This is a genomic window from Schaalia odontolytica (assembly GCF_002847525.1).
Taxonomy (GTDB): Bacteria; Actinomycetota; Actinomycetes; order Actinomycetales; family Actinomycetaceae; genus Pauljensenia; species Pauljensenia odontolytica_B.
In genome coordinates, this window is record NZ_PKKM01000001.1 from 30,816 (window position 1) to 53,229 (window position 22,414).

At 63.7% G+C, this 22,414-nt stretch carries 21 protein-coding genes; 16 read left to right on the plus strand and 5 right to left on the minus strand.

Features of this window, described 5'->3' with window-relative positions; all coding sequences use genetic code 11:
• Window positions 1-16: 16 nt before the first annotated feature.
• The 3 genes from CYJ22_RS00145 to CYJ22_RS00155 form a co-directional block, all read right to left on the minus strand.
• Complete coding sequence (locus CYJ22_RS00145; protein WP_101600182.1) at window positions 17-1,786, minus strand: alpha-glucosidase; 1,770 nt, start codon at window positions 1,784-1,786, stop codon at window positions 17-19.
• An 18-nt stretch (window positions 1,787-1,804) separates the two neighbouring features.
• Complete coding sequence (locus CYJ22_RS00150) at window positions 1,805-2,605, minus strand: hypothetical protein (protein ID WP_007590476.1); 801 nt, start codon at window positions 2,603-2,605, stop codon at window positions 1,805-1,807.
• Between the two features lie 110 nt (window positions 2,606-2,715).
• A complete protein-coding gene (locus tag CYJ22_RS00155; protein WP_007590504.1) occupies window positions 2,716-3,453 on the minus strand; it encodes a hypothetical protein in 738 nt (245 codons plus the stop codon).
• 71 nt (window positions 3,454-3,524) lie between these two features.
• On the opposite strand from CYJ22_RS00155, the gene CYJ22_RS00160 reads away from it, so the two are divergent.
• From CYJ22_RS00160 to CYJ22_RS00215, 12 genes are all read left to right on the plus strand, one after another.
• Window positions 3,525-4,802 (plus strand): carboxylate--amine ligase, encoded by a 1,278-nt coding sequence (locus CYJ22_RS00160; RefSeq protein ID WP_101600184.1) that lies wholly within the window; start codon window positions 3,525-3,527, stop codon window positions 4,800-4,802.
• Between the two features lie 103 nt (window positions 4,803-4,905).
• Window positions 4,906-5,931, plus strand: a complete 1,026-nt coding sequence (locus CYJ22_RS00165; RefSeq protein ID WP_101600185.1) for a lipid II:glycine glycyltransferase FemX — start codon at window positions 4,906-4,908, stop codon at window positions 5,929-5,931.
• Window positions 5,932-6,003: 72 nt separating this feature from the next.
• On the plus strand, window positions 6,004-8,037 hold the full coding sequence (thrS, locus tag CYJ22_RS00170; RefSeq protein WP_101600187.1) for a threonine--tRNA ligase: 2,034 nt from the start codon (window positions 6,004-6,006) through the stop codon (window positions 8,035-8,037).
• A 5-nt stretch (window positions 8,038-8,042) separates the two neighbouring features.
• On the plus strand, window positions 8,043-8,636 hold the full coding sequence (locus CYJ22_RS00175) for an HIT family protein (RefSeq protein ID WP_007590542.1): 594 nt from the start codon (window positions 8,043-8,045) through the stop codon (window positions 8,634-8,636).
• Window positions 8,636-9,262, plus strand: coding sequence for a phosphatidylinositol phosphate synthase (pgsA, locus tag CYJ22_RS00180; RefSeq protein WP_007590536.1), 627 nt, complete (start codon window positions 8,636-8,638; stop codon window positions 9,260-9,262). Before CYJ22_RS00175 ends, pgsA begins: the two co-directional genes overlap by 1 nt.
• Window positions 9,259-10,185, plus strand: coding sequence for a phosphatidylinositol mannoside acyltransferase (locus tag CYJ22_RS00185; RefSeq protein ID WP_101600190.1), 927 nt, complete (start codon window positions 9,259-9,261; stop codon window positions 10,183-10,185). Before pgsA ends, CYJ22_RS00185 begins: the two co-directional genes overlap by 4 nt.
• Entirely contained in the window at window positions 10,182-11,363 is a 1,182-nt protein-coding gene (locus CYJ22_RS00190) for a glycosyltransferase family 4 protein (protein ID WP_101600192.1), read from the plus strand. Before CYJ22_RS00185 ends, CYJ22_RS00190 begins: the two co-directional genes overlap by 4 nt.
• Complete coding sequence (locus CYJ22_RS00195) at window positions 11,360-11,983, plus strand: hypothetical protein (protein WP_007590541.1); 624 nt, start codon at window positions 11,360-11,362, stop codon at window positions 11,981-11,983. Before CYJ22_RS00190 ends, CYJ22_RS00195 begins: the two co-directional genes overlap by 4 nt.
• A gap of 1 nt (window position 11,984) precedes the next feature.
• Window positions 11,985-13,280: a PrsW family intramembrane metalloprotease gene (locus tag CYJ22_RS00200; protein WP_101600194.1), complete on the plus strand. Its 1,296-nt coding sequence runs from the start codon at window positions 11,985-11,987 to the stop codon at window positions 13,278-13,280.
• A 15-nt stretch (window positions 13,281-13,295) separates the two neighbouring features.
• A complete protein-coding gene (locus tag CYJ22_RS10365; RefSeq protein WP_279354604.1) occupies window positions 13,296-15,311 on the plus strand; it encodes a PrsW family glutamic-type intramembrane protease in 2,016 nt (671 codons plus the stop codon).
• 91 nt (window positions 15,312-15,402) lie between these two features.
• Entirely contained in the window at window positions 15,403-16,251 is an 849-nt protein-coding gene (locus CYJ22_RS00210) for a PrsW family intramembrane metalloprotease (RefSeq protein WP_101600197.1), read from the plus strand.
• Entirely contained in the window at window positions 16,248-16,775 is a 528-nt protein-coding gene (locus tag CYJ22_RS00215) for an NUDIX hydrolase (RefSeq protein ID WP_101600200.1), read from the plus strand. The genes CYJ22_RS00210 and CYJ22_RS00215 overlap by 4 nt, the downstream gene beginning before the upstream one ends.
• Window positions 16,776-16,784: 9 nt before the next feature.
• On the opposite strand, the gene serB is transcribed toward CYJ22_RS00215, so the two are convergent.
• Both serB and CYJ22_RS00225 read right to left on the minus strand, forming a co-directional pair.
• Window positions 16,785-17,468, minus strand: a complete 684-nt coding sequence (gene serB / locus CYJ22_RS00220) for a phosphoserine phosphatase SerB (protein WP_101600201.1) — start codon at window positions 17,466-17,468, stop codon at window positions 16,785-16,787.
• A gap of 2 nt (window positions 17,469-17,470) precedes the next feature.
• A complete protein-coding gene (locus CYJ22_RS00225; RefSeq protein WP_101600203.1) occupies window positions 17,471-18,706 on the minus strand; it encodes a glucose-1-phosphate adenylyltransferase in 1,236 nt (411 codons plus the stop codon).
• A 171-nt stretch (window positions 18,707-18,877) separates the two neighbouring features.
• Here CYJ22_RS00225 and glgA point away from each other — a divergent pair, with 171 nt between their 5' ends.
• From glgA to CYJ22_RS00245, 4 genes are read left to right on the plus strand one after another with little or no spacing between them, the layout of a single operon-like run.
• Entirely contained in the window at window positions 18,878-20,101 is a 1,224-nt protein-coding gene (gene glgA / locus CYJ22_RS00230; RefSeq protein WP_060567371.1) for a glycogen synthase, read from the plus strand.
• Window positions 20,102-20,137: 36 nt separating this feature from the next.
• The gene (locus CYJ22_RS00235; RefSeq protein ID WP_101600205.1) at window positions 20,138-20,926 is read left to right on the plus strand and encodes an ABC transporter ATP-binding protein; all 789 of its coding nucleotides are present in this window, start codon (window positions 20,138-20,140) and stop codon (window positions 20,924-20,926) included.
• 9 nt (window positions 20,927-20,935) lie between these two features.
• Window positions 20,936-21,409, plus strand: coding sequence for an NfeD family protein (locus tag CYJ22_RS00240; RefSeq protein ID WP_101600208.1), 474 nt, complete (start codon window positions 20,936-20,938; stop codon window positions 21,407-21,409).
• A 42-nt stretch (window positions 21,410-21,451) separates the two neighbouring features.
• Entirely contained in the window at window positions 21,452-22,411 is a 960-nt protein-coding gene (locus tag CYJ22_RS00245) for an SPFH domain-containing protein (protein WP_007590426.1), read from the plus strand.
• The last annotated feature ends 3 nt before the right edge of the window (window positions 22,412-22,414 follow it).

The window sequence follows — 22,414 nt, forward strand, 5'->3', positions numbered from 1 at the left end:
GCACAGCGAGGACAGGCTAGAGCACGCGCAGATAGACGCGTGCCTCCCAGGGCTTCATTGAATCGTGCGGACGTACGTCGCAATCCGCCCCATCCTGGGACCGAAGAGAGTCGGTGGTGAGCGGTACATCCGTATTACCCAGGTACAGATTCCAGCGCGAGGGTGCCCATGCCTCGTCCGGGGCCGGAAAATGTGGGGTCTGAACCGAGCCCGAGAGGTTGACCATCACGAGAACTTCGCTGCCCGCCGTCCACCGACGATAGACGAAGAGCGCCGGTGAACCGACGTCGATGCGCTCGAATGAGCCCTCCGTCAGCGCGGGAACGCGGTGACGAGCATCGATGAGTGCCTTGTAATACGACAGGATCGATCCTGGATCCTGGATCTGTGCCGCAACGTTGATGGCAGCGGCGGATGGCGGAATATCGATCCATGGCTCGCTCGAGGTGAAACCGGCGGTGGGGGAGTCATCCCACTGCATTGGTGTGCGCCCGTTGTCGCGCGACATGGCGGCCAGGCCGACCGGTACCTCGTCGCCTTCGAGACCCGCCAGAAAATTGAGGGATTCGACGTCGCGGAAATCGCAGCGCTTCAACAAAGAGCCGCCGAGCATCCCTATTTCCTGCCCCTGATAGATGAAAGGTGTGCCACGTTGTAGGAAATACGCCGTGGCGAGGGCCGTCGCAGACTCACGCCAATAGCTGCCGGGGTCACCGAAACGCGACACCGACCGCGGTTGGTCGTGATTCTCCAGGTAGAGAGCGTTCCACCCTCGATCGCCGAGCGTGTTCTGCCAGCGAGTGAAAACCTCGGCCAGCTCGCCGTCGGCGAGGGGACGGGGCGAGAACTTCCCGTTTTCGAGCCCGAGATTCATGTGCTCGAACTGGATGAGCATATTGAACTCGCCGCGCTCCGGGGCGCAGAACAGCAGCGCGGACTCGGGGGATGCATTCGATGCCTCGCCGACCGTGAAGGATCCATGATGATGGGCGAACGTCCGTGCGTTCATCTCCTGCAAAAACTCGTGCAGGCGCGGTCCGTCCGCGTAGCACTCGTGGCCCACGCCGAATGGGGCGCGTGCAGGGCCGCCGTCTGGGAGGCCCGGTGCCTTGGAGATCACGTCAATGGCGTCAACCCGGAATCCATCGACGCCGCGATCCAACCACCAGTTCATCATCTCGTAGACCGCGTCGCGCACCCGTGGGTTCTCCCAGTTCAGATCCGGCTGCTCGCGGGCAAACAGATGCAGGTAATACTGGCCTGACGTTGGATCGAATTGCCACGCGGAACCAGCGAAAAAAGACTCCCAGTTGTTCGGCTCCGCGCCGGGTGCACCGGGTTCCATCCCGGGGCGTGCGTTACGCCAGTAGTACCAATCGCGGCGTGGTGAGTGTGTGGAAGAAGCGGATTCGACAAACCATGGGTGTTCGACCGAGGTGTGGTTGACGACGAGGTCCATGACGACGCGCATGCCGAGCTCGTGGGCGCGAGCGACGAGCTGATCAAAGGCGTCCAGATCCCCGAAGAGAGGATCGATGTCTTGATAGTCGGAGATGTCGTAGCCGTTGTCTGCCTGAGGGGAACGGTAGATCGGGGAGATCCATACGATATCGACGCCGAGGTCCGCCAGATAGTCCAGGCGCCGATGAATCCCGTGCAGATCGCCGTAACCGTCACCGTTCGTGTCCTGGAATGAGCGGGGGTAGACCTGGTAGAGGACGGCATTTTTCCACCAGGGGGAGACGCTGGTGCGTGTCGTAGGGAGCAGATCCGGGTGGTGAATCATGAGTGCCTGCGCAGCGTTCTACTTGGTGTCGAACGTCGCGGTGGCGACGAATTGACCGGTGCTCAGGTCCTGAACGGCATTGCAGGTGAACGCAAAGGTTCCGCTCTTGCCGGAGTTAATCGTTCCCTCGAAGGTACCCTTCAGAACGTACTGCAGATTACCCTTGTCGGTCTTACCGTCACGGGAAATCGTCCAGTCCGTGATGTTGCCCGATGCCGCAGATTTACTGAGGGAATGTTTGCACTGGTCGAAAACATTGGTCTCCTCGTCGTCAGTGAGCGGGTCGTTACCGTTCTTGTCCCGAGGCTTGGAGGCGCCGTGCCCGGAACCGGAAGAAGTGCCTGAAGACGAGCCAGACGATGACCCCGAGGAGGAGCCAGACGAAGAATCTGTCGGCGCCCCAGTCGTGGGTGCTCCGGTCGCCGGAGCCTGACCCGTTGAACGAGGCCTGTTACTCGTGGCGATCACAGCGAAAACGATCATGAGGAGGATGACGAGGATGGCGACGACGATGCCGATGATCAAACCTGCGTGCGACTTCTGGCGTGGCGGCATTGCGCCAACGGAGCCGTAGGAAGGGGCGCCCACGGGCTGCACCTGCGGCATGGGCGACGGAGCTTGGTAATAGCCGGGCTGTGCCTGTTGGTTAACCGTGGGTTGCGCGTGTCCATATCCTGCGCCCGTAGCCCCACTGGGCTGCTGTTGCGCGGATGGAGTCCCGTAGACCGCGCCGCCCTGCGCGCCGACCGGATACTGGCCGTTCGGCGCCTGCGGACCACCCCACTGCGATGGCTGGTGGGGGCCGTAGGGGTTGGACATGAGGACTCCCTGATGTCGATGGTGCTAGACGTCTGGAGATTGTGCGGTCGCCCCTGCAGTGGCCGAGTGCCTAGGAGATCGCGCGGCAGACTGCAGGGCAGTCGCTATTTCTACTCGAAGTGCGTTTCAATCAAACCCGACGACAGGTCATAGTCTGCCTTGCAGGTGAAGTCACTGTCGACGGCCTCGTTGGTTTTGGCGAGTCGGCCGGTCACGTGACCCTTGTACGCGTAGGTGAGCTTGTCAGAACTCGTGTTGATGAGGAAGAGTTCCTGATTCGTGATAGACGCGCCCTTGATTGCCGTATAGATCTGGCTGTCGCAGGTGGACTTGATCATATTCTCGACGGCGGGGTCAGATCCGCCATTCGAGCCATTCGAGCCTGTGCCTGTGCCAGATCCTGACGTAGGCGACGGCTTCGAGCCGTACGTGGGCGACGAGGAGGGCTTGCTCGTGGGCTTCGATCCGTAGCTGGGGGAGCTCGACGACGTGGGCGAGGGGCTTGCTGATCGGTCTTCCCGCGACGTAGACATGCCGATCTGGAAGATCAGCATGATGATGCCGCCAATGACGAGAGCGGCAATGAACGAGCCTGCGATGATCGCGATGAGCTTGCCACTGTTGGAACCGGAGGGCTGGGGACCCATCGGACCGCCTGCGTAAGCGGGCTGACCGTAAGGGGACGCGCCGTAGGAAGGCTGAGTTGCCTGCTGCTGGTATCCGCCCTGCTGCTGGTATCCGCCCTGCTGGTTCCCGCCCTGAGGGTAGCCTCCCTGCTGGGGGTATCCGCCCATGCCCGGCTGCGGCTGGAAGGGCTGCTGGTTGTGCTGTGAAAATGGCGAACTCATAACGAACTTTCGTAGAGGTGAGAGAGGTCTCAGGGAACGTTCCGTATCCTACCAGGCGCTAGGCTTGTGGCATGACGATCGACTACCTGACTCGGCCTCTCCCCCTGTCGCCCCGCGACGACATCCTGCCCGTCATCATTGGTGGGGACTTCGGTGTGTATGGAATTGGGCGCTGTTTCAATGAGGCTTTCGGATGCCGCTGTATCTGTGTCGGTTCTCAGCCGACTGAGTCGATCACACGGTCACACTTTTTCGACGTTCGTCACGTGAGCGCCCATGCGAGCGACGCTCAGCTGCTTGACATCCTGATGACAATTGCCGTTGAGAACACGGACAAGAAGCTCATCCTGATGGCGAATCACGATATCTTCTCCGCGTTTGTCGCCCGCAATATGGACACGCTCTCACGGCACTACGCGCTGCCTTTTCCGAGTGAAGAGGTCATGGATCGCCTGACTGATAAGGAGGAGTTCTCCCACGCCTGTGAACGCGCAGGAATCGATTCCCCCGGTACGGTTGCCGTCGATTTCTCCGGTGTCGAGGACGAGGCCTGGGTGGCCCCCGAGATTCCGTTCAGCTTCCCGGTTGTGGCCAAGTCCGCAAAAGGCGAGCCCTACGACGTGCTCGAGTTCGAGGGCAAGCGCAAGATCTGGTTCATCGATACGCCCGAGGAACTGACCCAGCTGTGGGAGATGCTCAAGGATGCGGGTTTCCGCGATACCTTCCTCGTCCAGGAACTGATCCCCGGGGACAATACGGCGATGCGCTCGATCACCGCCTATGTTGATTCGCGAGGCAAGGTCACCCTCATCGGTTCCGCTCGCGTGCTCCTCGAGGATCATGCCCCCACGATGATCGGCAACCCGGTGGCCATGATCACCGAGGATTTCCCCCAACTGTGGGCAGACGCGTGCACCCTCCTGACGGAGAACGGCTACCACGGTTTCGCGAACTTCGACGTGAAGATCGATCCCCGCGATGGGCGCGCACTTTTCTTTGAGGTCAACCCGCGCATCGGTCGTAACAACTGGTACATGGCCGCAGCGGGTGCCAATCCGATGATTCCCATGGTCGCCGACCTCATCGATGGCCAGGAATGCGAGCAGACCCAAGCCCGCGATGAAATCCTCTACACCCTCGTTCCGGACTCGCTGCTCCTGCACTACATCACCGACCCCGACCTGCGTGCGCGCGTCAAGACGATTATCCGGGAGGGGCGCCGCTTCGACCTGCTCCTCAACCCGACGGAGAAGGATCTGCGACGCAACCTCACCGTCTGGCTCCAGAAGCAGAACCACCGACGTAAGTTTGCACGCTACTACCCGGAGCCTACCGAGACGTCCTACTGATGTCACGCCTCCTCCCCGCCCGGCCCTGGCCTCGTCGGTGGGGGAGGCAGCCCTGATAGACTGACCCCCTACGCGACCGATAATTCCGACTAACGAGGACACCATGATGACAACCGCACTCGTGCCCATTTCTCAGGAAGACAAGATCGCCGCGGTCTCTGGCTTCCAGGACCGCTCCCTGCCCATCGAACAGACGTGCGTGTGGGAGGCGTTCGAGGAATCCCAGGGCCACGGCGTGTGGGGACGATACGCCTGGTGCGAGGACGATTCCAAGATCGCCTTCATTACCCTCTACAAGTATTCGGTGCGCGGCGTGCACTACCTGTGGGCGAAGTGGGGACCCGCCTGGGTGAAGGAAGCCTCCCCGGAGCGCGAAGCCGCTCTGCGAGCGGACCTTCTGCGCGAGATCAAGGCGAAGGACAAGACCGTCGCCTTCGTGCGCCTGCACGCTATCTACCAGCACCCCGACCTGTGCATGCCGCTGCAGACGATCTCCTACGACCGTACGGTCGTCATCGACACCTCCGGCAAGACCGAAGAAGCCATCCTCGCCGCCATGCCCAAGGCCGGCAAACGCTCGATCCGCTCCGGCCTGAAGAAGGGAAAGGCCGAGGGCGTCACCTTCCATGAGGACACTGCCAACGCCGAGGCCGTCATCGACGAGTACTACGCCGTCATGGAGGAGACCGCCAAGCGTGACGGCTTCCGTCCCCACCCCAAGGAGTACTACCTCAGCCTGCTCAAGACGCTGGGCCCGCAGCACGCTCGCATCTTCTCGATGCGCGACGCCGACGGCAACATCCTGTGCTGGGACTTCTGTCTCGTCGAGGGAATCCGCGCGCAGGCCGAATACGGCGCCTCCACCGAGGCCGGCCGTCGCCTGCGCCAGCCCCCGGTCCTGGACTTCTTGGCCGCCGAATACCTCGCCCGCGACGGCGTGCGCGAATTCGACCTCATGGGCGCGCATTCGCCGCGCTGCCCCGACCTCTATAGCGTCGGAAAGTACAAGAGCGCCTTCGCCACGCACTTCACAGACGTGCCCGGTGGCTGGGACATGCCCATCAAGAAGGCCACCTACCGTGCCCTGACCGCCGCGAAGGCCGTGAAGGACTGGCGCGCCCGCTCCTGAAGCGTTCGCGCCACGGGGCTAGAATTCAATTCGCAACACAATCTCGCGTATCTAACGAAACTAGGAGACACAGTGCCCGATATCTCGCTCGTCATTGACGGACACGAACAGACCGTACCGGCGGGGACCACGGGCACGACGTGGTTCGAGAAGTCACGCGACGTCGTCGCCATCAAGGTTGACGGCACGCCGCGTGACCTCGAGACGCCTTTTGAAGCAGGAACGACTGTCGAGGCGATCACGCTGGACAGTGACGACGGCCTGAACATCCTGCGCCACAGCGCCACGCACGTGCTCGCGCAGGCCGTCCAGGATGTGTTCCCCGACGTGAACCTGGGCATTGGCCCCTTCATCACCGACGGTTTCTACTACGACTTTGGCAATATCGACGCGGTGACCCCCGAGCTGCTGCGCGACCTCGAGAAGCGCATGAAGCGCATCGTCAAGGAAGGCCAGCGCTTCGTGCGTCGCGAGATCTCCGAGGAGGAGGCCACCCGCGAGCTGGCCGAACAGCCCTACAAGCTCGAGCTCGTCACGACGAAGGGCAAGGGCGCCGAGGGCGCGTCCGTCGAGGTCGGCGGCGGCACGCTCACCATGTACGACAACGTCCGCCGCGACGGCTCCGTCGCGTGGAAGGACCTGTGCCGCGGCCCCCACCTGCCCTCCACCAAGCTTATTGGTAACGGCTTCGCGCTGACCAAGGCCTCGGCCGCCTACTGGAAGGGCGACCAGTCCAACGATCAGCTCCAGCGCATCTACGGCACCGCCTGGGCCTCCAGGGAAGACCTCGTCGCCTACCAGGAGCGCATCAAGGAGGCCGAGCGCCGCGACCACCGTCGCCTCGGCGCCGAGCTGGACCTGTACTCCTTCCCCGAGGAGATCGGCCCCGGCCTCGTTGTCTTCCATCCCAAGGGTGGCATCCTGCGCCACGAGATCGAGTCCTACGTGACCGACCGCCACAAGAAGGCCGGCTTCGACTTCGTGCACACCCCCGAGATCTCCAAGGGCGGACTCTTCCACACGTCGGGTCACCTGCCCTACTATGCGGACACGATGTTCCCGCCCATGCTCGTCGACGAAGAGCGCGACGAGGACGGCAACGTCACCAAGGCAGGCCAGGAGTACTACCTCAAGGCCATGAACTGCCCGATGCACAACCTGATCTTCCGCTCGCGCGGCCGCTCCTACCGCGAGCTGCCCCTGCGCTTCTACGAGCTGGGCCACGACTACCGCTACGAGAAGAGCGGCGTCGTCCACGGCCTGACCCGCATGCGCGGCTTCACGCAGGACGACTCGCACACCTACTGCACGCCTGAGCAGGCCTCGGAGGAGATCCGCACGCAGATCGAGTTCTTCCTGTCGATTCTCTCGGCTTTCGGCCTCAAGGACTTCTACCTGGAGCTGTCCACGCGCGACGAGGACGGAAAGAAGAAGGACAAGTTCATCGGATCGGACGAGGACTGGGCGGCAGCCACCAAGGCGCTTGAGGACGCCTGCGCGGCGACCGGCCTCGACCTCGTTCCGGATCCGGGCGGCGCCGCCTTCTACGGCCCCAAGGTCTCCGTGCAGGTCAAGGACGCGATCGGCCGCACCTGGCAGATGTCGACGATCCAGTACGACTTCAACCAGCCCGACCGCTTCGACCTGGAGTACACAGCAGCCGACGGCTCCCGCCAGCGCCCCGTCATGATCCACTCCGCCAAGCTGGGCTCCGTCGAGCGCTTCATTGGCGTTCTCACCGAGCACTACGCGGGCGCATTCCCGGCGTGGCTCTCGCCCGTCCAGGTCCGACTCATTCCCGTCGCCGAGGCTTTTGACGGCTACGTCAAGGACGTTGCCGCGAAGCTGCGCGAGCACGGCGTGCGCGTCGAGACCGACCTGTCGGACGACCGCTTCGGCAAGAAGATTCGCAACGCCTCCAAGGACAAGATCCCCTTCACACTCATCGCCGGTGGTGAAGACGTCGAGGCCGGGGCCGTGTCCTTCCGTCTGCGTGACGGCTCGCAGCACAACGGCGTCGCTGTTGATCGCGCGGTCGAGCTGATCGTCTCGCACATCGAGCAGCGCAACAACGCCGATCAGATCGACGGCCTCGACGAGGTGTGAGAGTCATGAGCCGCGACGCCGGTTCGGACTCGATCGGTACCCCGAACGGTCCGTTGCCGACCGAGGACGCCCGCTCGCTGGCGGGCGTCCCGGACGGCTTCGGTCGTTTCTGGACCCCCTACCGCATGGCCTACATCCGCGGCGAAGGCAAGCCCGCCGACGCCTCGGACGTGGGGTGCCCGTTCTGCACGGCGCCCGGTAAGGACGACCAGACGGGACTGATCGTCTACCGCGGCAACACCTGCTTCGTGCTCATGAACCTGTTCCCCTACAATTCCGGGCACCTGCTCGTGTGCCCGTATCGTCACGTCTCCGACTACACGGAGCTCACCGACGAGGAACGCGTGGAGCTGGGCAACCTGACGGCGGCCGCCATGCGCGTCACCCGTGAGGTCGCGTCTCCGGCGGGTTTCAACCTGGGTATGAACCAGGGTGAGGTGGCCGGCGCCGGTATTGCCGCTCACCTGCACCAGCACGTTGTTCCGCGCTGGCTGGGGGACGCGAACTTCCTGCCGATTATTGCGCAGACGAAGGCCGTGCCTGAGCTCCTGGAGGACGCTCGCGCCCGGCTGGCCGCCGCCTGGCCAAAGGAGGACTGATGCTCGGAAACCACGGGCGTTCCATCACGAAGGCTATCTTTACGCCTCTCGCTCGCGTTCTCGCGCGCGTGGGCGTCACCCCCAACATGGTGACGGTCGCGGGCACCGTCGCGACGGTCGCGATCGCGGTCATCTGTATTCCTCAGGGGTGGATCTGGCAGGGCGGTATCGCCCTGGCCGTCGTTATGTTCGGCGATTCCGTGGACGGCACACTCGCGCGGATGACAACGGGCGGTACGCGCTTTGGGGCCTTCCTCGATTCGACGCTCGACCGCCTGGGCGACGGTGCCGTGTTTGGCTCCCTCACTGCCTACGCCGTTTTCCAGATGGCCGATACCCCTGTTCGCACATGGGCGATCATCGCGGGCATCTGCTCGATAGTCGGCGCCGCGGCCGTTCCTTACGCCCGCGCCCGAGCGGAATCCGTCGGGGTCGTCGCCAAGCTGGGTATCGCCGAACGCACCGACCGCCTCATCATCGGCATGGGCACGGCGATTCTCATGAGCCTCGGGCTGCCTGAATGGATCTTCGCGGCTGGTTTGACCTGGGTCGCTTTCGCGTCGTTTGTGACCGTTTGTCAGCGAATTTGGTTCACCGCCCGCCACATTGACGAGGGAGCCCAGTGACGTTCTCGCTCCTGTCCTGTGCCTTCGCCATTGCTCCTCGCCTCCCGCTGCGCGTCGTCATGCGCATGGCGGATACGGGCGCAACGATCGCGGCCAGGCGCGGGGGAGCCATGATCGACCGGCTCCGCGCCAACATGGAACGTCTGACCGGAACGGAGCCGTCTGCCGAAGAGGTGCGCGACGCGGTCCGGTCGCACATCCGCAACTACGCCGAACAGCTGATGCTCGGATCGCGTCGTGGCGCGCCGTTGCTTGAGGGAGTCTCCTTCGAGGGTTTTGAGGCCTTGGCCGCGGCCAGCAAAGATGGCCCGGTCGTCCTCGCCCTCGGACACTCCGGCAGCTGGGATCGCGCTGGCGCGTGGGTGTGTGCGCACGGCCGGGGCATCGTGACTGTCGCGGAGAAGGTTGAGCCTCCCGCGCTGTTCGAGCGTTTCGTGTCGTTGCGCGAAGGCCTCGGCATGGAGATTATCGGCGTCGCGAAGGGCGAGTCGGTCTTTTCCACCCTCATTGAGCGCGTGCGCGGCCGCAGCGTCATCGTGCCGCTTCTAGCAGACCGGGATATTTCGGGTTCGGGCATCGAGGTTGATCTCGGCACCCGGCGGGCACTCGTCGCCGCGGGGCCCGCTGCGCTTGCGACCAAGCTGGAGCGCCCGCTTTTCGCTGCATGCATCACCTACGAGAACGAGACACCCACCGGGGCCGATGTCCGCGTGCGTTGTGTTGGGCCGATCAGTGCCGATGAACAGGAACGACCCGGTCTCAACCGCGTCGAGGCCCTTACGCAGGCATGGGTGGACGAATTTGCCGCCATGATGGCGGCCAAGGCGCAGGACTGGCACATGATGCAGCGCGTGTATGTGGAGGATCTTGACCCCGAGCGCCTGGCGCGCGCGAGGGCCGAGCACGAGAGGAAAAATCGATGAAGATCGGGATCGTGAACCCATACTCCTGGGACGTGCCCGGGGGAGTGGGCTTTCATATTCGCGACCTCGCATTGAAGCTGCGCTCGCGTGGCCACGACGTGCAGGTGCTGACGCCGTCGACCTCGGACGACCTGCCCGACTGGATCACGTCCGCGGGTTCGTCCGTATCGATCCCCTTCAACGGATCGGTGGCGAACATTTCGGTGAAGCCCAGGGCGCTTGCTCGAACGCGACGCTGGCTGGCGGACAATGACTTCGACGTCGTCCACGTGCACGAACCCGTGGTCCCCTCGGTCTCGATGGCTGCCGCGATGCTGTCGACTGCCCCTCTCGTGGGAACATTCCATGCAGCCTTGGGGCGGTCGGTCTCGCGCGCGATTGCCTCGGCGCCCATGCGCCTGTACATGGAACGCATCGGAGTGCGCATCGCCGTCTCCGAGGAAGCTCGACGTACGCTCATCGAACACCACGGCGGCGACGCCGTCATCATCCCGAACGGCGTGGAGACGGCCTCCTTCCGCAGCGCGCAGCCCCTTGAGCAGTGGGTAGTGACGGATGAACGTCCGGTCATCGTGTTCCTCGGCCGCCTCGACGAGCCTCGCAAGGGACTGAGCATTTTCGCGGGTGCCATCGCTGGGGTGCTCGAGCGTTTCCCGGGCGCCCGTTTCTTGATTGCCGGCCGAGGAGACGCTCCGGAGATTCGCCAGGCCGTCGAGCGTTTTGGCGATTCCGTGTCGTTCCTCGGGGGAATCAGTGACGAGGAGAAGGAATCCTTGCTCGCCGGCGCCCACATTTACGTCGCTCCCCAGACGGGCGGCGAGTCTTTCGGCATCGTCCTCGTCGAGGCGATGGCGGCCCATACGGCTGTCGTTGCCTCGGATATCCCCGCCTTCCGTGCGGTGCTCGAGGATGGGCGAGCCGGCGCGCTCTTCGAGACGGGCAACAGCGACTCGCTCGCACGTACCCTCATCGACCTGCTGACCGACCGCGACCGTCTCGAGGAACTGTCCGCTGCCGGAGCGCGCTCATCGGCGCAGTACGACTGGGAGGTCGTCGCAGACAAGGTCTTCGAGGTCTACAAGCTCGCCATCGACATGGGCAGCCCCGCGGATTCGGGGACGAGGAGGGCACGTGACCTCATCCGTGGCCGCGACGACGAGGAAGAGGAGTCGCGATGATTCACATCTCTCCCTGGAGCATCGCTCTTGCCTGCATGTGCCTGATCGTGGTGGCGCTGATCGCGGGCGTTGCCATCACGCGAGCCCGTCGACTCGATCGCCTGCACCAGCGCATCCTTGCTTCCCGTGATGCGCTCTCGCGACTGCTGCTGCGTCGCGCCTCCGAAGCCGAACTTCTCGCTCACGCCGCCCGCCTTGAGAGCGGGGGAGACCCCGGCCTCGTCGATGCTGCGCGCGCGTACATTCGCGACGGTGGCGATCAGCTGACGACCGACGGACTTGATCGACGCACCAGCGCTCAGCGTCAAGCGGATCGCGTCGAGGTCAACGCCCGCCTCGAGCGGGCATCCGCTGTGACGCGTGCGATCCGAGAAACGCTCACTCCCTACGTGCGTGCGCAGATCGAGGCGGACCCGCAAGCTGCCGCCTGCCTCGAGGCCCTCGACGCGACCTGCTACCGTATCGAGCTCACCAGAAACGTCCACAACGTCGATGTGGCGGGAGTCCGCGCCCTGCGTTCCGCACGGATGGTAAAATTGCTTCGGCTCGCCGGACACGCACCGGTTCCCGAGCCCATTGACTTTGATGACGACACACATATCGGCGGACGGGGATACTGACATGCACACGACCCACTGGGGAGGGCCGGGCGAAGACTACCGCCTGAAGAAGATCAGTAGCGTCAACATCGACGTCGTCAGTGGTATCTCCGGGCCCGCGCCCGATGACGCCGCACCCGTGTGGCAAACGCCGAAGGCACGCCACTCGTTCCCGTGGTTCGAGGTCATCATGACGACGGTCGGCACCATCGGCCTTCTCAGTATGGTCATCTTCTGGCTCAGCCCCGCGTCATCGGGTGTCGCCTCTCTTGTCAAGACGACTCTTCTCGCTGCCGTTCCGCTCCTCATCGTTGTCAGCTTCATCCTGTTCATCGACCGATGGGAGCCAGAGCCCTGGAAGACGAAGGTGGCTCTGTTCCTGTGGGGCGCGGGAGTCGCAACTCTGTCCTCGGGTATCCTTAACACCGCCCTCAAGGAGAACATCATCCTCTCGATCGGCGATCTCCAGCAATCCAATGCCCTTGGCGCAACTTTTATTGCCCCTCTCGTCGAGGAGACACTCAAGGGCCTCGGCGTCCTCATCGTTGTCGTTGTGCGCCGCACCAACATTAATTCGCTCATCGACGGCGTCGTCTACGCGGGTTTTTCCGCCTGCGGATTCATGTTTGCCGAGGACATCCTCTACTTCATCAGGGTCGATAATCCAGAAGCGGGCGGCGTCCTCTTGACCTTTGTCCTTCGAGGTCTGTTCAGCCCCTTCGTGCACGCGATGGCGACGTCGATGACCGGCATCGGCCTCGCCCTGGCACTGCTGAAATTCAAGCGCGGCTGGTCCAAGACCGGCATCGTGCTGGTGTTCTGGTTCTTCGCCATGGTCATCCACTTCGCGTGGAACGGCACCTCGGCCTTCCTGTTCCGATATTTCTTCCTCCTCTACGCAGTCATCGGCGTTCCAGCCTTCATCGTGTGGGCGGTCGCGCTCATCATCATGTCCCGCAAGGAAGCCGAGAAGATCCGCGTCGGACTCGTGCCCTACGTGCGTACCGGATGGTTCATTCCCGGCGAGGTCACGATGGCCACCGACAGGCGCGCGCGCCGAGCCGCCCTCAAGTGGGCGCGATCGGGCGGCCGCGAGGCAAAGCGTGCCATGCGCTCCTTCCTCATTAATCTTGCCTCTCTGGGCATGGATCAGCGCCTCATGGCCAAGAACGGCCCCGACCCCGCACGTATCGAAGCCGACCGTCAGATGCTCGCTGAAGCAGTCGACAACAGGCGAGAATTCCTGCGCCTGACGTCGATCGCCGAACAGCAGCAGGACGTGACGGATGCCGTGTCCCGCCTCGCGCAGGCACACTAAGAAAGAAGACGAGCTATGAGTAACAACTACCCTCACCCCGTGCCCCAGCAGGGCTTTATTCCGCCGAACCAGCCGCAGGGGCAGCAGGCTCCCGGTGGGCAGTACGGTCCTCCTGCACCTCAGCAGGGTGCGCAGTACGGTGCTCCGGTGCCCCAGCAGGGTGGTCAGGCTCCCGGCGGGCAGTACGGTGCGCCCGCGGGGTCCGGTTACGCTCCGGCTCCTCAGCAGCAGGCTTCGGGCGGGCAGTACGGTGCGCCCGCCGGGTCGGGTTACGCTCCGGCTCCTCAGCAGCAGGCTTCGGGCGGGCAGTACGGTGCGCCCGCCGGGTCGGGTTACGCTCCGGCTCCTCAGCAGCAGGCTTCCGGTGGGCAGTACGGTGCTCCTGCACCTCAGCAGGGCTCGCAGTACGGTGCCCCAGTGCCCCAGCAGGGTGTGCAGGCTCCGGGATCGCAGTATGGTGCTCCGGCGGTCTCCGGTTATGCTCCCGCGCCTCAGCAGCAGGCTCCCGCCGGGCAGTATGGCGCTCCCGCAGCCTCGAGCTACGCCCCCGAACCTGAGCCGGAAGATAACGCTGACACGGCCTCGGATAGCGATGCCATCCCCCAGCCGTCGTCTGATCCTCAGCCCGGTGCCTCCGAGGCCCCTGCGTCTGACGATGCTGGCGTTCCTCAACCCACTAGTTCGGTTATCCCGCAGCCGCAGGCAGCCTCGGCCTACGCCCCTGCTATTTCAACAGGGCAGCCTGCCACTGAGTCGACGCAGATGCCTGCCCCCGACCCGATGACGCGATTCGAGCCCGAAGCGCGATTCACCTCGTCCTTCCAGTCGTTCGTCAATTCGGCGCCGACTATGCCCGGGCCGAGCGCCGCACAGTACCCGCAGGCAGCGCCGCAACAGGTGCAGTCGTGGGCCATGCCCACCGCTCCCAAGAAGGCACCGGTTTTTGAAGCCGTCGTGATCGGTGTCGGCGCGGCAATGATGCTCGTGGGTACCAGCAGCTTCCTTTTCGCCAGTGGACCCTTCCTCGGCTTCTTCCTAGCGATCATGTGCTTGGTCCCGCTTGTCATCATCCTGGCGTTCCTTCAGTTCGTGGATCGCTTTGAGCCCGAGCCCTGGTGGACGAAGATCGCGGCGCTCCTCTGGGGTGGCGGCGTGGCAGTCTTCTTCGCGGGGATTACAAACGGACTTGCCGGAGTCGCTGTCGCCAGTGCAACCGGTAGCGGTGCTGCGGGGAGTGTCTTTGAGGGCGTGGTTGCCGCTCCCCTTGGCGAAGAATTCCTCAAGGCTCTCGGTGTGCTCGTGATTGTCATGATGCGGCGTCACAGAATCTCCTCCCCGCTTGACGGCCTCGTCTACGCCGGTTACTCGGCGGCGGGATTCCTCGTCGTCGAAGACTTCAGCTACTTCGTGATTACCTTCTACAATGGGGTTCTTGCCGAGACGTTCATCATGCGCGTTCTTTTGGGCGTCTTCGGGCACGTCATGTACACGTCATGCACCGGTTGGGCGATCGGATGGGCGGTGACACGCACGCGTTCGATCGGTGCCGGCATCGGTGTTGTGACGCTTGGCTACCTGATCGCCGTAACGATGCACGGTCTGTGGAACGGATCCGCCACGATCTCGGGTTCCCGCGGCGGTTTCCTCGTGCTCTACTTCATCTTCCAGGTTCCTCTGTTCTGCGGCTGGCTGTTCTTTGTCGCTCGAACGATGCGTCGGGAGCGGCGCGACATCGCTGCCGGTCTCATGCCCTACGTCAACCAGGGGTGGATTCTGCCGAGCGAGGTTCAGATGGTCTGTGACCCGGGCTCGCGTCGCAACGCTCTGGCCTGGGTCGCGGGCGGCGGTCCCGCTGCCAAGCGCGCGATGAAGTCCTTCATGAACAACTTGGCTTCCGTCGGACTCGACCAGATCGTCATGAACGTGCGCGGGCCCGAGAAGGCCCGGATCGACGAGACTCAGAGCAAGATTCAGGAGGCGACGGCACAGCGTCAGACCTTCCAGTCGCTCATGGGCATCCGCCCCATGTGAGTGTTTCGATTCTCACAGGCCGCGCATCGTCTTTTCATAGGACACACATAGGTTCATGTCTCACGATAGTGGGGACAGAAAGGAAACCTACGTGACTGATGAAGTATCGACGCGCCCACGTTCCTGGGCGTTGATCGTCTGCTCCGCCGTGCTGATCGCACTGAGTATCCCGGCGGCTATCTATGAATTTTCGAACGCCCTGGCGGGTACATCCTCATCCGATGCTTGGCTCGCGGTCGGCGCCTCGACCCTGAGCGCAGTCGTGGGCCTGGTATTCCTCGGTGTGTGGGCGCGCATGAAGCCTTCGGTTCTTGCGTGGCTTGCCGCGTTCGGCTGGGGAACCGGCGGTGCTCTCATTTTTGCGGGTTTCGGAAACGGCTTTGTAGATTCTGCCGTTGAAGAGTCTGGCTTAGGGGACAGTGCCGTTGACTTTGTGACCTCCGTGCTAACGGGCCCCGTCGTGGAAGAAACGGGTAAAGGCCTGGGTGTTCTTGCCCTGATTCTCGCCGCACGCAAGGTGCTCGAGCGTCCCGCGCAGGGCGGCGTTCTTGGCGCCCTCGTTGGCATCGGCTTCGCTTGGGGTGAGGACGTGGGCTACTACGTGAGCGCGCTCGAAGACGGAATGAGTGGACTGTGGGAATCGTTCCTCGTGCGTGCCCTCCTTGGCGCATACGCTCATGCCATCTTCACCGGCGTGTTCGGATATGCGCTGGCCTGGGCCGTTCTGCGTGCCAACAGCGCGATGCGTGCAGTCCTCATTGGTGCCCTGGGCTTCGTTGGAGCGCTCGCTCTGCATGCTCAGGCCAACGGCTTGGGGTTCGTGGCTCCCGAAGACTCGTGGAACCTGACCTACGGCGCCATCGAAGTCCCGGTTTTCGTCGTGAGCGCAGCACTCCTGGTGTGGGGCCTGCGCCGCCGTCGGGCTACTCTGGAGGCATGAGCGCACTCGACTGGCCATTGGACGCGGACGGCTACCCCCACCGGGAGGCCGCCCGCGTCCTCTTGTTTGATGATGAGGGACGCGTCCTGTTGGCGAAGGGCCACGACGAGGACCAACCGGAGCGATTCTGGTGGTTCACGATCGGGGGTGGCATCGAGGAGGGGGAGGACCCTCGTAGTGCCGCGGTGCGTGAGGTCTTCGAGGAAACGGGCATTTCGCTGGATCCGCTGGTGTTGGTTGGACCCGTCCTGTACCGAACTGCGGAGTTTGATTTTCTGGCCGTCACCGCGCGGCAAGACGAGTGGTTCTTCATCGCCCAGGCACCTTCGACCGCGCTCAGCAGGGACGGGTGGACCGACCTGGAGCGCTCCGTCATCGATGCCCAGACGTGGTGGGATATCGACGAGGCAGCTGCCCAGATCAACGGGGAGATCTACCCCGCGCAGATCCTCGAGTACGCGCGCGCCTGGCGCGACGGGTGGGACGGGCACATGATCCGCCTGACAGACACGCGCGAGCCCTGACACCTTCGGCTAGGCGAGGCCGAGGGGAGCGATCGCTAGGGACAGATCCGGCGTATTGAGCTGGACGGAGACCTGCTCGCGCACGGCGGGCTTCGCGCAGAACGCGATACCGACCCCGGCCTCGTGCATCATGGGGACATCGTTCGCCCCGTCACCGATCGCGACCGTACGCTCGAGGGGGACACCGAGGGACGAGGCCCACGAACGTAGGCAGTCGACCTTCACGCGGGAGGTCACGATACGCCCGAGCACTCGGCCGGTCAGGACGCCATCCACGACCTCGAGGCGGTTCGCCGCGTAGAAGTCGATGTTGAGGGACGCTGCCAGGGGAGCGACCACTTCCTCGAATCCGCCCGAGACGATGCCAAACTTTCCGCCCGCACGATGAACCGCGTCGATCAGCTCGCGCGCGCCCTTCGTGGGGGTGATGGCGGACAGGACATCACCGAAGACCGACTCGGGGACACCCGCGAGGGTTGCGACGCGCTCGCGCAAAGACTCTGCGAAATCGAGCTCCCCATTCATGGCACGAGACGTAATCTCGGCGACCCTCTCACGGGTGCCCGCCGCGTCTGCGAGCTCCTCAATGACTTCCTGGCTGATCAGCGTGGAATCGACGTCGGTGACGACGAGGCCGGGTGCACCGCTGGCACACAGCAGCGGAGCACCCGGCTCGTCGAGACGGTGAGTCATGCTCACTTGCGGACGACCGCACCCTTGGGAACGACCGTAATGCCGGACTCGGTGACGGTGAAGCCACGCTCGCGATCATGCTCGAGGTCAACACCGACGACGGCGCCTTCCTCAACGACGACGTTCTTATCCAGAATCGTCTTCACGACCCGGGCCGAGCGGCCGATGCGACAGCCATGCATAACGACCGAATCCTCGATCTTCGCCCACGAGTGGACGTAGGTGTTCGGGGAAATGACCGAGCGCACGATCTCGCCGCCGGAGACGATGACGCCGGGGGAGACGAAGGAGTCGATCGCGTGACCCAGACGATCCGCATCGCCGTACACGAACTTGGCCGGCGGCAGCGAGCCGTCGATCATCGTCATGGTCGGCCAGTCGCGGTTGTACAGGTTGAACACCGGGTGCACCGAGATCAGGTCCATGTTCGCCTCGTAGTAGGCGTCCAGCGTACCGACGTCACGCCAGTAGTCGCGGTCGCGGTCGGTCGACCCCGGCACGTCGTTGTCCTGGAAGTCATAGACGCCGCACTCGCCGCGCTCGACGAACCACGGAATGATGTTGCCACCCATGTCGTGCTTCGAATCGGGGTCGGCCGCATCCTCACGCAGAGCGTTGACCAGATCCTTCGTGGTGAACACGTAGTTGCCCATCGAAGCGAGGACCTTGGTGGGATCGTCGGGCAAGCCCACGGCGTTCTTCGGCTTCTCGAGGAAGTTCTTGACAACCCCGTTCTCGCCGTCGATGACGCCGAGTGCCGAAGCCAGCTCGATCGGCTGACGGATGCCGGCGACCGTGGCGGGCAGGCCAGAATCGATGTGGTGCTGGACCATCTGCGAGAAGTCCATACGGTAGATGTTGTCCGCACCGATGATGACGATGTACTCCGGCTGCTCGTCGTCGACGATGTTGAGCGACTGGTAGATGGCATCCGCGCTACCCAGGTACCAGTGCGGGCCGCGACGCTGCTGAGCCGGCACAGGGGCGATGAAGTTGCCGAGTAGGGGAGACGTGTACCAGGTCTTTGTGACGTGGCGGTCGAGCGAATGGGACTTGTACTGCGTCAAGACAACAATCTTGAGGTATCCGGAGTTCACGATGTTCGACAGCGCGAAATCGATCAGACGGAAGTGACCACCGAACGGAACTGCCGGCTTTGCACGGTCATCCGTCAGGGGCATCAGTCGCTTACCCTCACCGCCCGCGAGAACGATTGCCAGAACGTGGTTCTTTGCCATGTGGCACCTCTTCGTTGGTCGAGTGGACCCGCATCGGCGCGGATCCGTGGGAGTGGTCACACTGTATTACAAATGTCTATCGATTGCTACACCGTCTCGTTTTCGACCAGCGGTGACGTGAGATCGGATACGATGTGTCTCACACGTCGCTCTTGTCGGAAGGACCCCACCATGCGCGTTGATCTCCTTACCCGCGAATACCCGCCTCACGTCTACGGAGGTGCCGGTGTCCACGTGCTCGAACTGGCCAAGGTCCTGCGCGGCCTCGTCGATGACCTGCGCGTCCAGGCGTTTGACGGTCCGCGCGAACCGGGTACCGATGGAGCCGACCCGGGCGTGACCGGACATGCCGATCTGCCTCAGCTGGCCGGAGCGAACGCTGCGCTGCGTACGCTCGGTGTCGACCTCGAGATTGCCGCTGCGTGCGAGGGTTCTGACCTGGTCCACTCCCACACCTGGTACGCAAACTTTGCTGGGCACGTTGCGTCGCTTCTCGGCGATATCCCGCACGTGATTTCGGCGCACTCGCTTGAGCCGCTACGTCCGTGGAAGGCTGAGCAGCTCGGCGGTGGCTACCGCCTGTCCTCCTACGTGGAGAAGACCGCCTATGAGGCAGCAAGCGCGATTGTGGCCGTCTCGAACGGCATGCGTGACGATATTTTGCGCTGCTACCCCGGTGTTGATCCCGAGCGCGTGCACGTCATCCACAACGGCATCGACCTGAACAAGTGGCACGCCCCCGAGGGTGAGGCGGGCGAGGAACTGCGCGCCCGCGTTCTCGCCGAGCATGGTATTGACCCGTCTCGTCGCACGGTCGTGTTCGTTGGCCGCATCACCCGTCAGAAGGGCCTGCCATACTTCCTGCGTGCCGCCCAGCTCCTGCCCGATGACGTCCAGCTCGTGCTGTGCGCCGGCGCTCCTGACACCCCCGAGATTGCGGCCGAGGTCGAGGGCCTCGTCGCCGAGCTGCGTGCGCGTCGCTCCGGCGTCGTCCTCATCTCCGAGATGCTCCCGCAGCCCGAGGTGGCGGCGATCCTGTCCTCTGCGCAGGTCTTCATTACGCCGTCGGTGTACGAGCCCCTTGGCATCGTGAATCTCGAGGCCATGGCCCTGGGCCTGCCCGTCGTCGGCACTGCGACCGGCGGCATCCCCGACGTGATCGTCGACGGAGAGACTGGCTACCTCGTTCCGATCGAGCAGATGCAGGACGGCACGGGAACGCCGCTCGATCCTCGCGCCTTCGAAGAAGCGATGGCTGATCGCCTGGTGCGTGTCCTCGACGATCCTGAGCTGGGACGTCGCATGGGCGAGGCCGGCCTCGTTCGCGCCCGCGATCACTTCTCCTGGGAAGCGATCGGCGTGAAGACCGCCGAGCTGTACCGTTCGCTCGTTTAGGGCGCACGTCACCCGTCAGACGACTAGGCTGGATACATGACTTACGTCCTGAATCTCTCTCACGTGTCCGTCCAACGAGGGGACACACAGATCCTCTCCGATGTCTCGTGGTCGACGCGTCCACGCCAGCACTGGGTCATCGTCGGCCCGAACGGTGCGGGTAAGACCACGCTGGCGCGTGTGGCCTCCGGTCGCATCGCCCCTGACAGTGGTGACGTGACTGTTTCGGAGACGGATCTGGCACAGGCCGATCCGGCAGAGGTGGCCACGCGCGTCGGGCTCGCCTCGGCTGCGGTGGGTGCCAAGATCGTGCCGACGCAGTCGGTTCTCGACACGGTGCGCAGCGCCGCCTGGGGCCTGGCTGTCGCACACGACGAGGAATACGAGCAGATGGATGATGAGCGCGCCCGTGCGCTCATGGAGATCTTCGGAGTTGACCACCTCGCCGAGCGCGAGTTCGCGACCCTGTCTGAGGGAGAAGCGCAGCGTGTGCTGCTCGCCCGTGCGCTCATGACCGATCCCGAGGTCCTCGTCCTCGACGAGCCAACCTCTGGGCTCGACCTGGGTGCGCGCGAGTTGCTCATTGCCGCGCTTTCGGAGATCATGAAGGGTTCGAAATCTCCGCAGATCATCTTGGTGACCCACCAGATCGAGGAGATTCCTGACGGCGTGACGCACTGCGCGATCATGTCGCAGGGGCAGATTGCCCATCAGGGTCCCATCGAGGACACGCTGACGGGCGTCAATCTGTCGCAGGTCTATGGAATGCCGCTGCTCTCCGGTCGCACCGATGGTCGCTGGTGGGCGCGCGGCGTCACCGACTAAGGGGGAAATATGACTACCTGGTGGCTGTGGATTCTCGCCGCCCTGGTGTGCGGCATCGTCGAGGTCATGAGTGTCAGCTTCGTCTTCCTCATGTTCGCGATCGGCGCGCTGGCAGCTGGCATCGCGGGCGTGTTCGGCGCGAATCTAACGATTCAGGTCATCGTCTTCGTCGTTGTCTCGATCGCTCTGCTGGCGGTTGTGCGTCCGTTCCTCAAGGGCCGGATCGACAAGACGACCGACTACGTTCCGAGCAACACGGACGGTCTCATCGGAAAGACCGCCTACGTGACCGAGGCCGTGGGGGAGCGTCACGGACGCATCCAGTTCACGGGCGGTGAATGGAGCGCACGAACAGAGGGGCCTGAGCTTCCCGTTGGTGTCGAGGTACGCGTCGATCGTATCGACGGAGCAACCGCCGTCGTGAGCGCTCTGAACCCGGCGGTGCCAGCACCTACCCAGCCGTCTGCGGGTTCGGCCTCCTGAAAGCCCCGCTTCCTGTCAGTAACGTAAGAAAGGAGATGCGTTATGAGTTCCAGTGAAGTCATCGGCAACATCGCGGTGATCGTGGTCCTCGCGCTCATTGTTTTCGTTGTTATTTCGCTGGTGCGCGCGGTGCGGATTGTCCCGCAGTCGCAGGCGTACGTCGTCGAGCGCCTGGGCCGGTTCCAGGCGGTCATGCAGGGTGGTTTCCACCTGCTGGTCCCCTTCGTGGACCGTGTCGCTGCCCGCATTGACCTGCGCGAGCAGGTGGCGAACTTCCCGCCGCAGCCCGTCATCACCGCTGATCAGGCGATGGTGTCGATCGACTCCGTCATCTACTTCCAGATCACGGATCCGCGCAGCGCAACCTACGAGGTCGCTAACTTCCTGCAGGCGATCGAGCAGCTGACCGCGACGACGCTGCGTAACCTGATCGGCTCTCTTGATCTGGAGCAGACCCAGACCTCGCGCGAGTCGATCAACAAGCAGCTGCGTGGCGTTCTCGACGAGGCCACGGGCCCGTGGGGCATCCGCGTGACCCGCGTGGAGCTCAAGTCCATTGAGCCGCCGCCGCGAGTCCTGGCCGCTATGGAGCAGCAGATCACGGCGGAGCGCACCAAGCGCGCCACGATTCTGACGGCCGAGGCCGAGCGTGAGGCCCAGATCAAGAAGGCAGAGGGCGCCAAGCAGGCCGCCGTTCTGGCTGCCTCCGCTCAGCAGGAGGCTCAGGTTCTGCAGGCCAAGGGCCAGAAGGAAGCCCTGATCCTCCAGGCCGAGGGTGCCCGCCAGGCCCAGATCCTGCGCGCACAGGGTGAGTCCGAGGCCATCCAGACGGTCTTCGCGGCCATCAACGCAGGAAAGGCCACACCGGAGCTCCTGTCCTACAAGTACCTCGAAATGCTGCCGAAGATCGCAGACGGTCAGGCGTCCAAGTTGTGGATGCTTCCCTCGGATCTCACCGGCGCACTGGAATCCATCTCGAAGGGTTTCAACCTGGGCAAGTAGACT

Excerpts from the sequence above, each read along its gene's own strand:
- CYJ22_RS00145 (WP_101600182.1), bottom strand. The coding sequence starts at position 1,786 with ATGATTCACCACCCGGATCTGCTCCCTACGACACGCACCAGCGTCTCC.
- CYJ22_RS00150 (WP_007590476.1), bottom strand. The coding sequence starts at position 2,605 with ATGTCCAACCCCTACGGCCCCCACCAGCCATCGCAGTGGGGTGGTCCG.
- CYJ22_RS00155 (WP_007590504.1), bottom strand. The coding sequence starts at position 3,453 with ATGAGTTCGCCATTTTCACAGCACAACCAGCAGCCCTTCCAGCCGCAG.
- CYJ22_RS00160 (WP_101600184.1), top strand. The coding sequence starts at position 3,525 with ATGACGATCGACTACCTGACTCGGCCTCTCCCCCTGTCGCCCCGCGAC.
- CYJ22_RS00165 (WP_101600185.1), top strand. The coding sequence starts at position 4,906 with ATGATGACAACCGCACTCGTGCCCATTTCTCAGGAAGACAAGATCGCC.
- CYJ22_RS00175 (WP_007590542.1), top strand. The coding sequence starts at position 8,043 with ATGAGCCGCGACGCCGGTTCGGACTCGATCGGTACCCCGAACGGTCCG.
- pgsA (WP_007590536.1), top strand. The coding sequence starts at position 8,636 with ATGCTCGGAAACCACGGGCGTTCCATCACGAAGGCTATCTTTACGCCT.
- CYJ22_RS00190 (WP_101600192.1), top strand. The coding sequence starts at position 10,182 with ATGAAGATCGGGATCGTGAACCCATACTCCTGGGACGTGCCCGGGGGA.
- CYJ22_RS00195 (WP_007590541.1), top strand. The coding sequence starts at position 11,360 with ATGATTCACATCTCTCCCTGGAGCATCGCTCTTGCCTGCATGTGCCTG.
- CYJ22_RS00200 (WP_101600194.1), top strand. The coding sequence starts at position 11,985 with ATGCACACGACCCACTGGGGAGGGCCGGGCGAAGACTACCGCCTGAAG.
- CYJ22_RS10365 (WP_279354604.1), top strand. The coding sequence starts at position 13,296 with ATGAGTAACAACTACCCTCACCCCGTGCCCCAGCAGGGCTTTATTCCG.
- CYJ22_RS00215 (WP_101600200.1), top strand. The coding sequence starts at position 16,248 with ATGAGCGCACTCGACTGGCCATTGGACGCGGACGGCTACCCCCACCGG.
- serB (WP_101600201.1), bottom strand. The coding sequence starts at position 17,468 with ATGACTCACCGTCTCGACGAGCCGGGTGCTCCGCTGCTGTGTGCCAGC.
- CYJ22_RS00225 (WP_101600203.1), bottom strand. The coding sequence starts at position 18,706 with ATGGCAAAGAACCACGTTCTGGCAATCGTTCTCGCGGGCGGTGAGGGT.
- glgA (WP_060567371.1), top strand. The coding sequence starts at position 18,878 with ATGCGCGTTGATCTCCTTACCCGCGAATACCCGCCTCACGTCTACGGA.
- CYJ22_RS00235 (WP_101600205.1), top strand. The coding sequence starts at position 20,138 with ATGACTTACGTCCTGAATCTCTCTCACGTGTCCGTCCAACGAGGGGAC.
- CYJ22_RS00240 (WP_101600208.1), top strand. The coding sequence starts at position 20,936 with ATGACTACCTGGTGGCTGTGGATTCTCGCCGCCCTGGTGTGCGGCATC.
- CYJ22_RS00245 (WP_007590426.1), top strand. The coding sequence starts at position 21,452 with ATGAGTTCCAGTGAAGTCATCGGCAACATCGCGGTGATCGTGGTCCTC.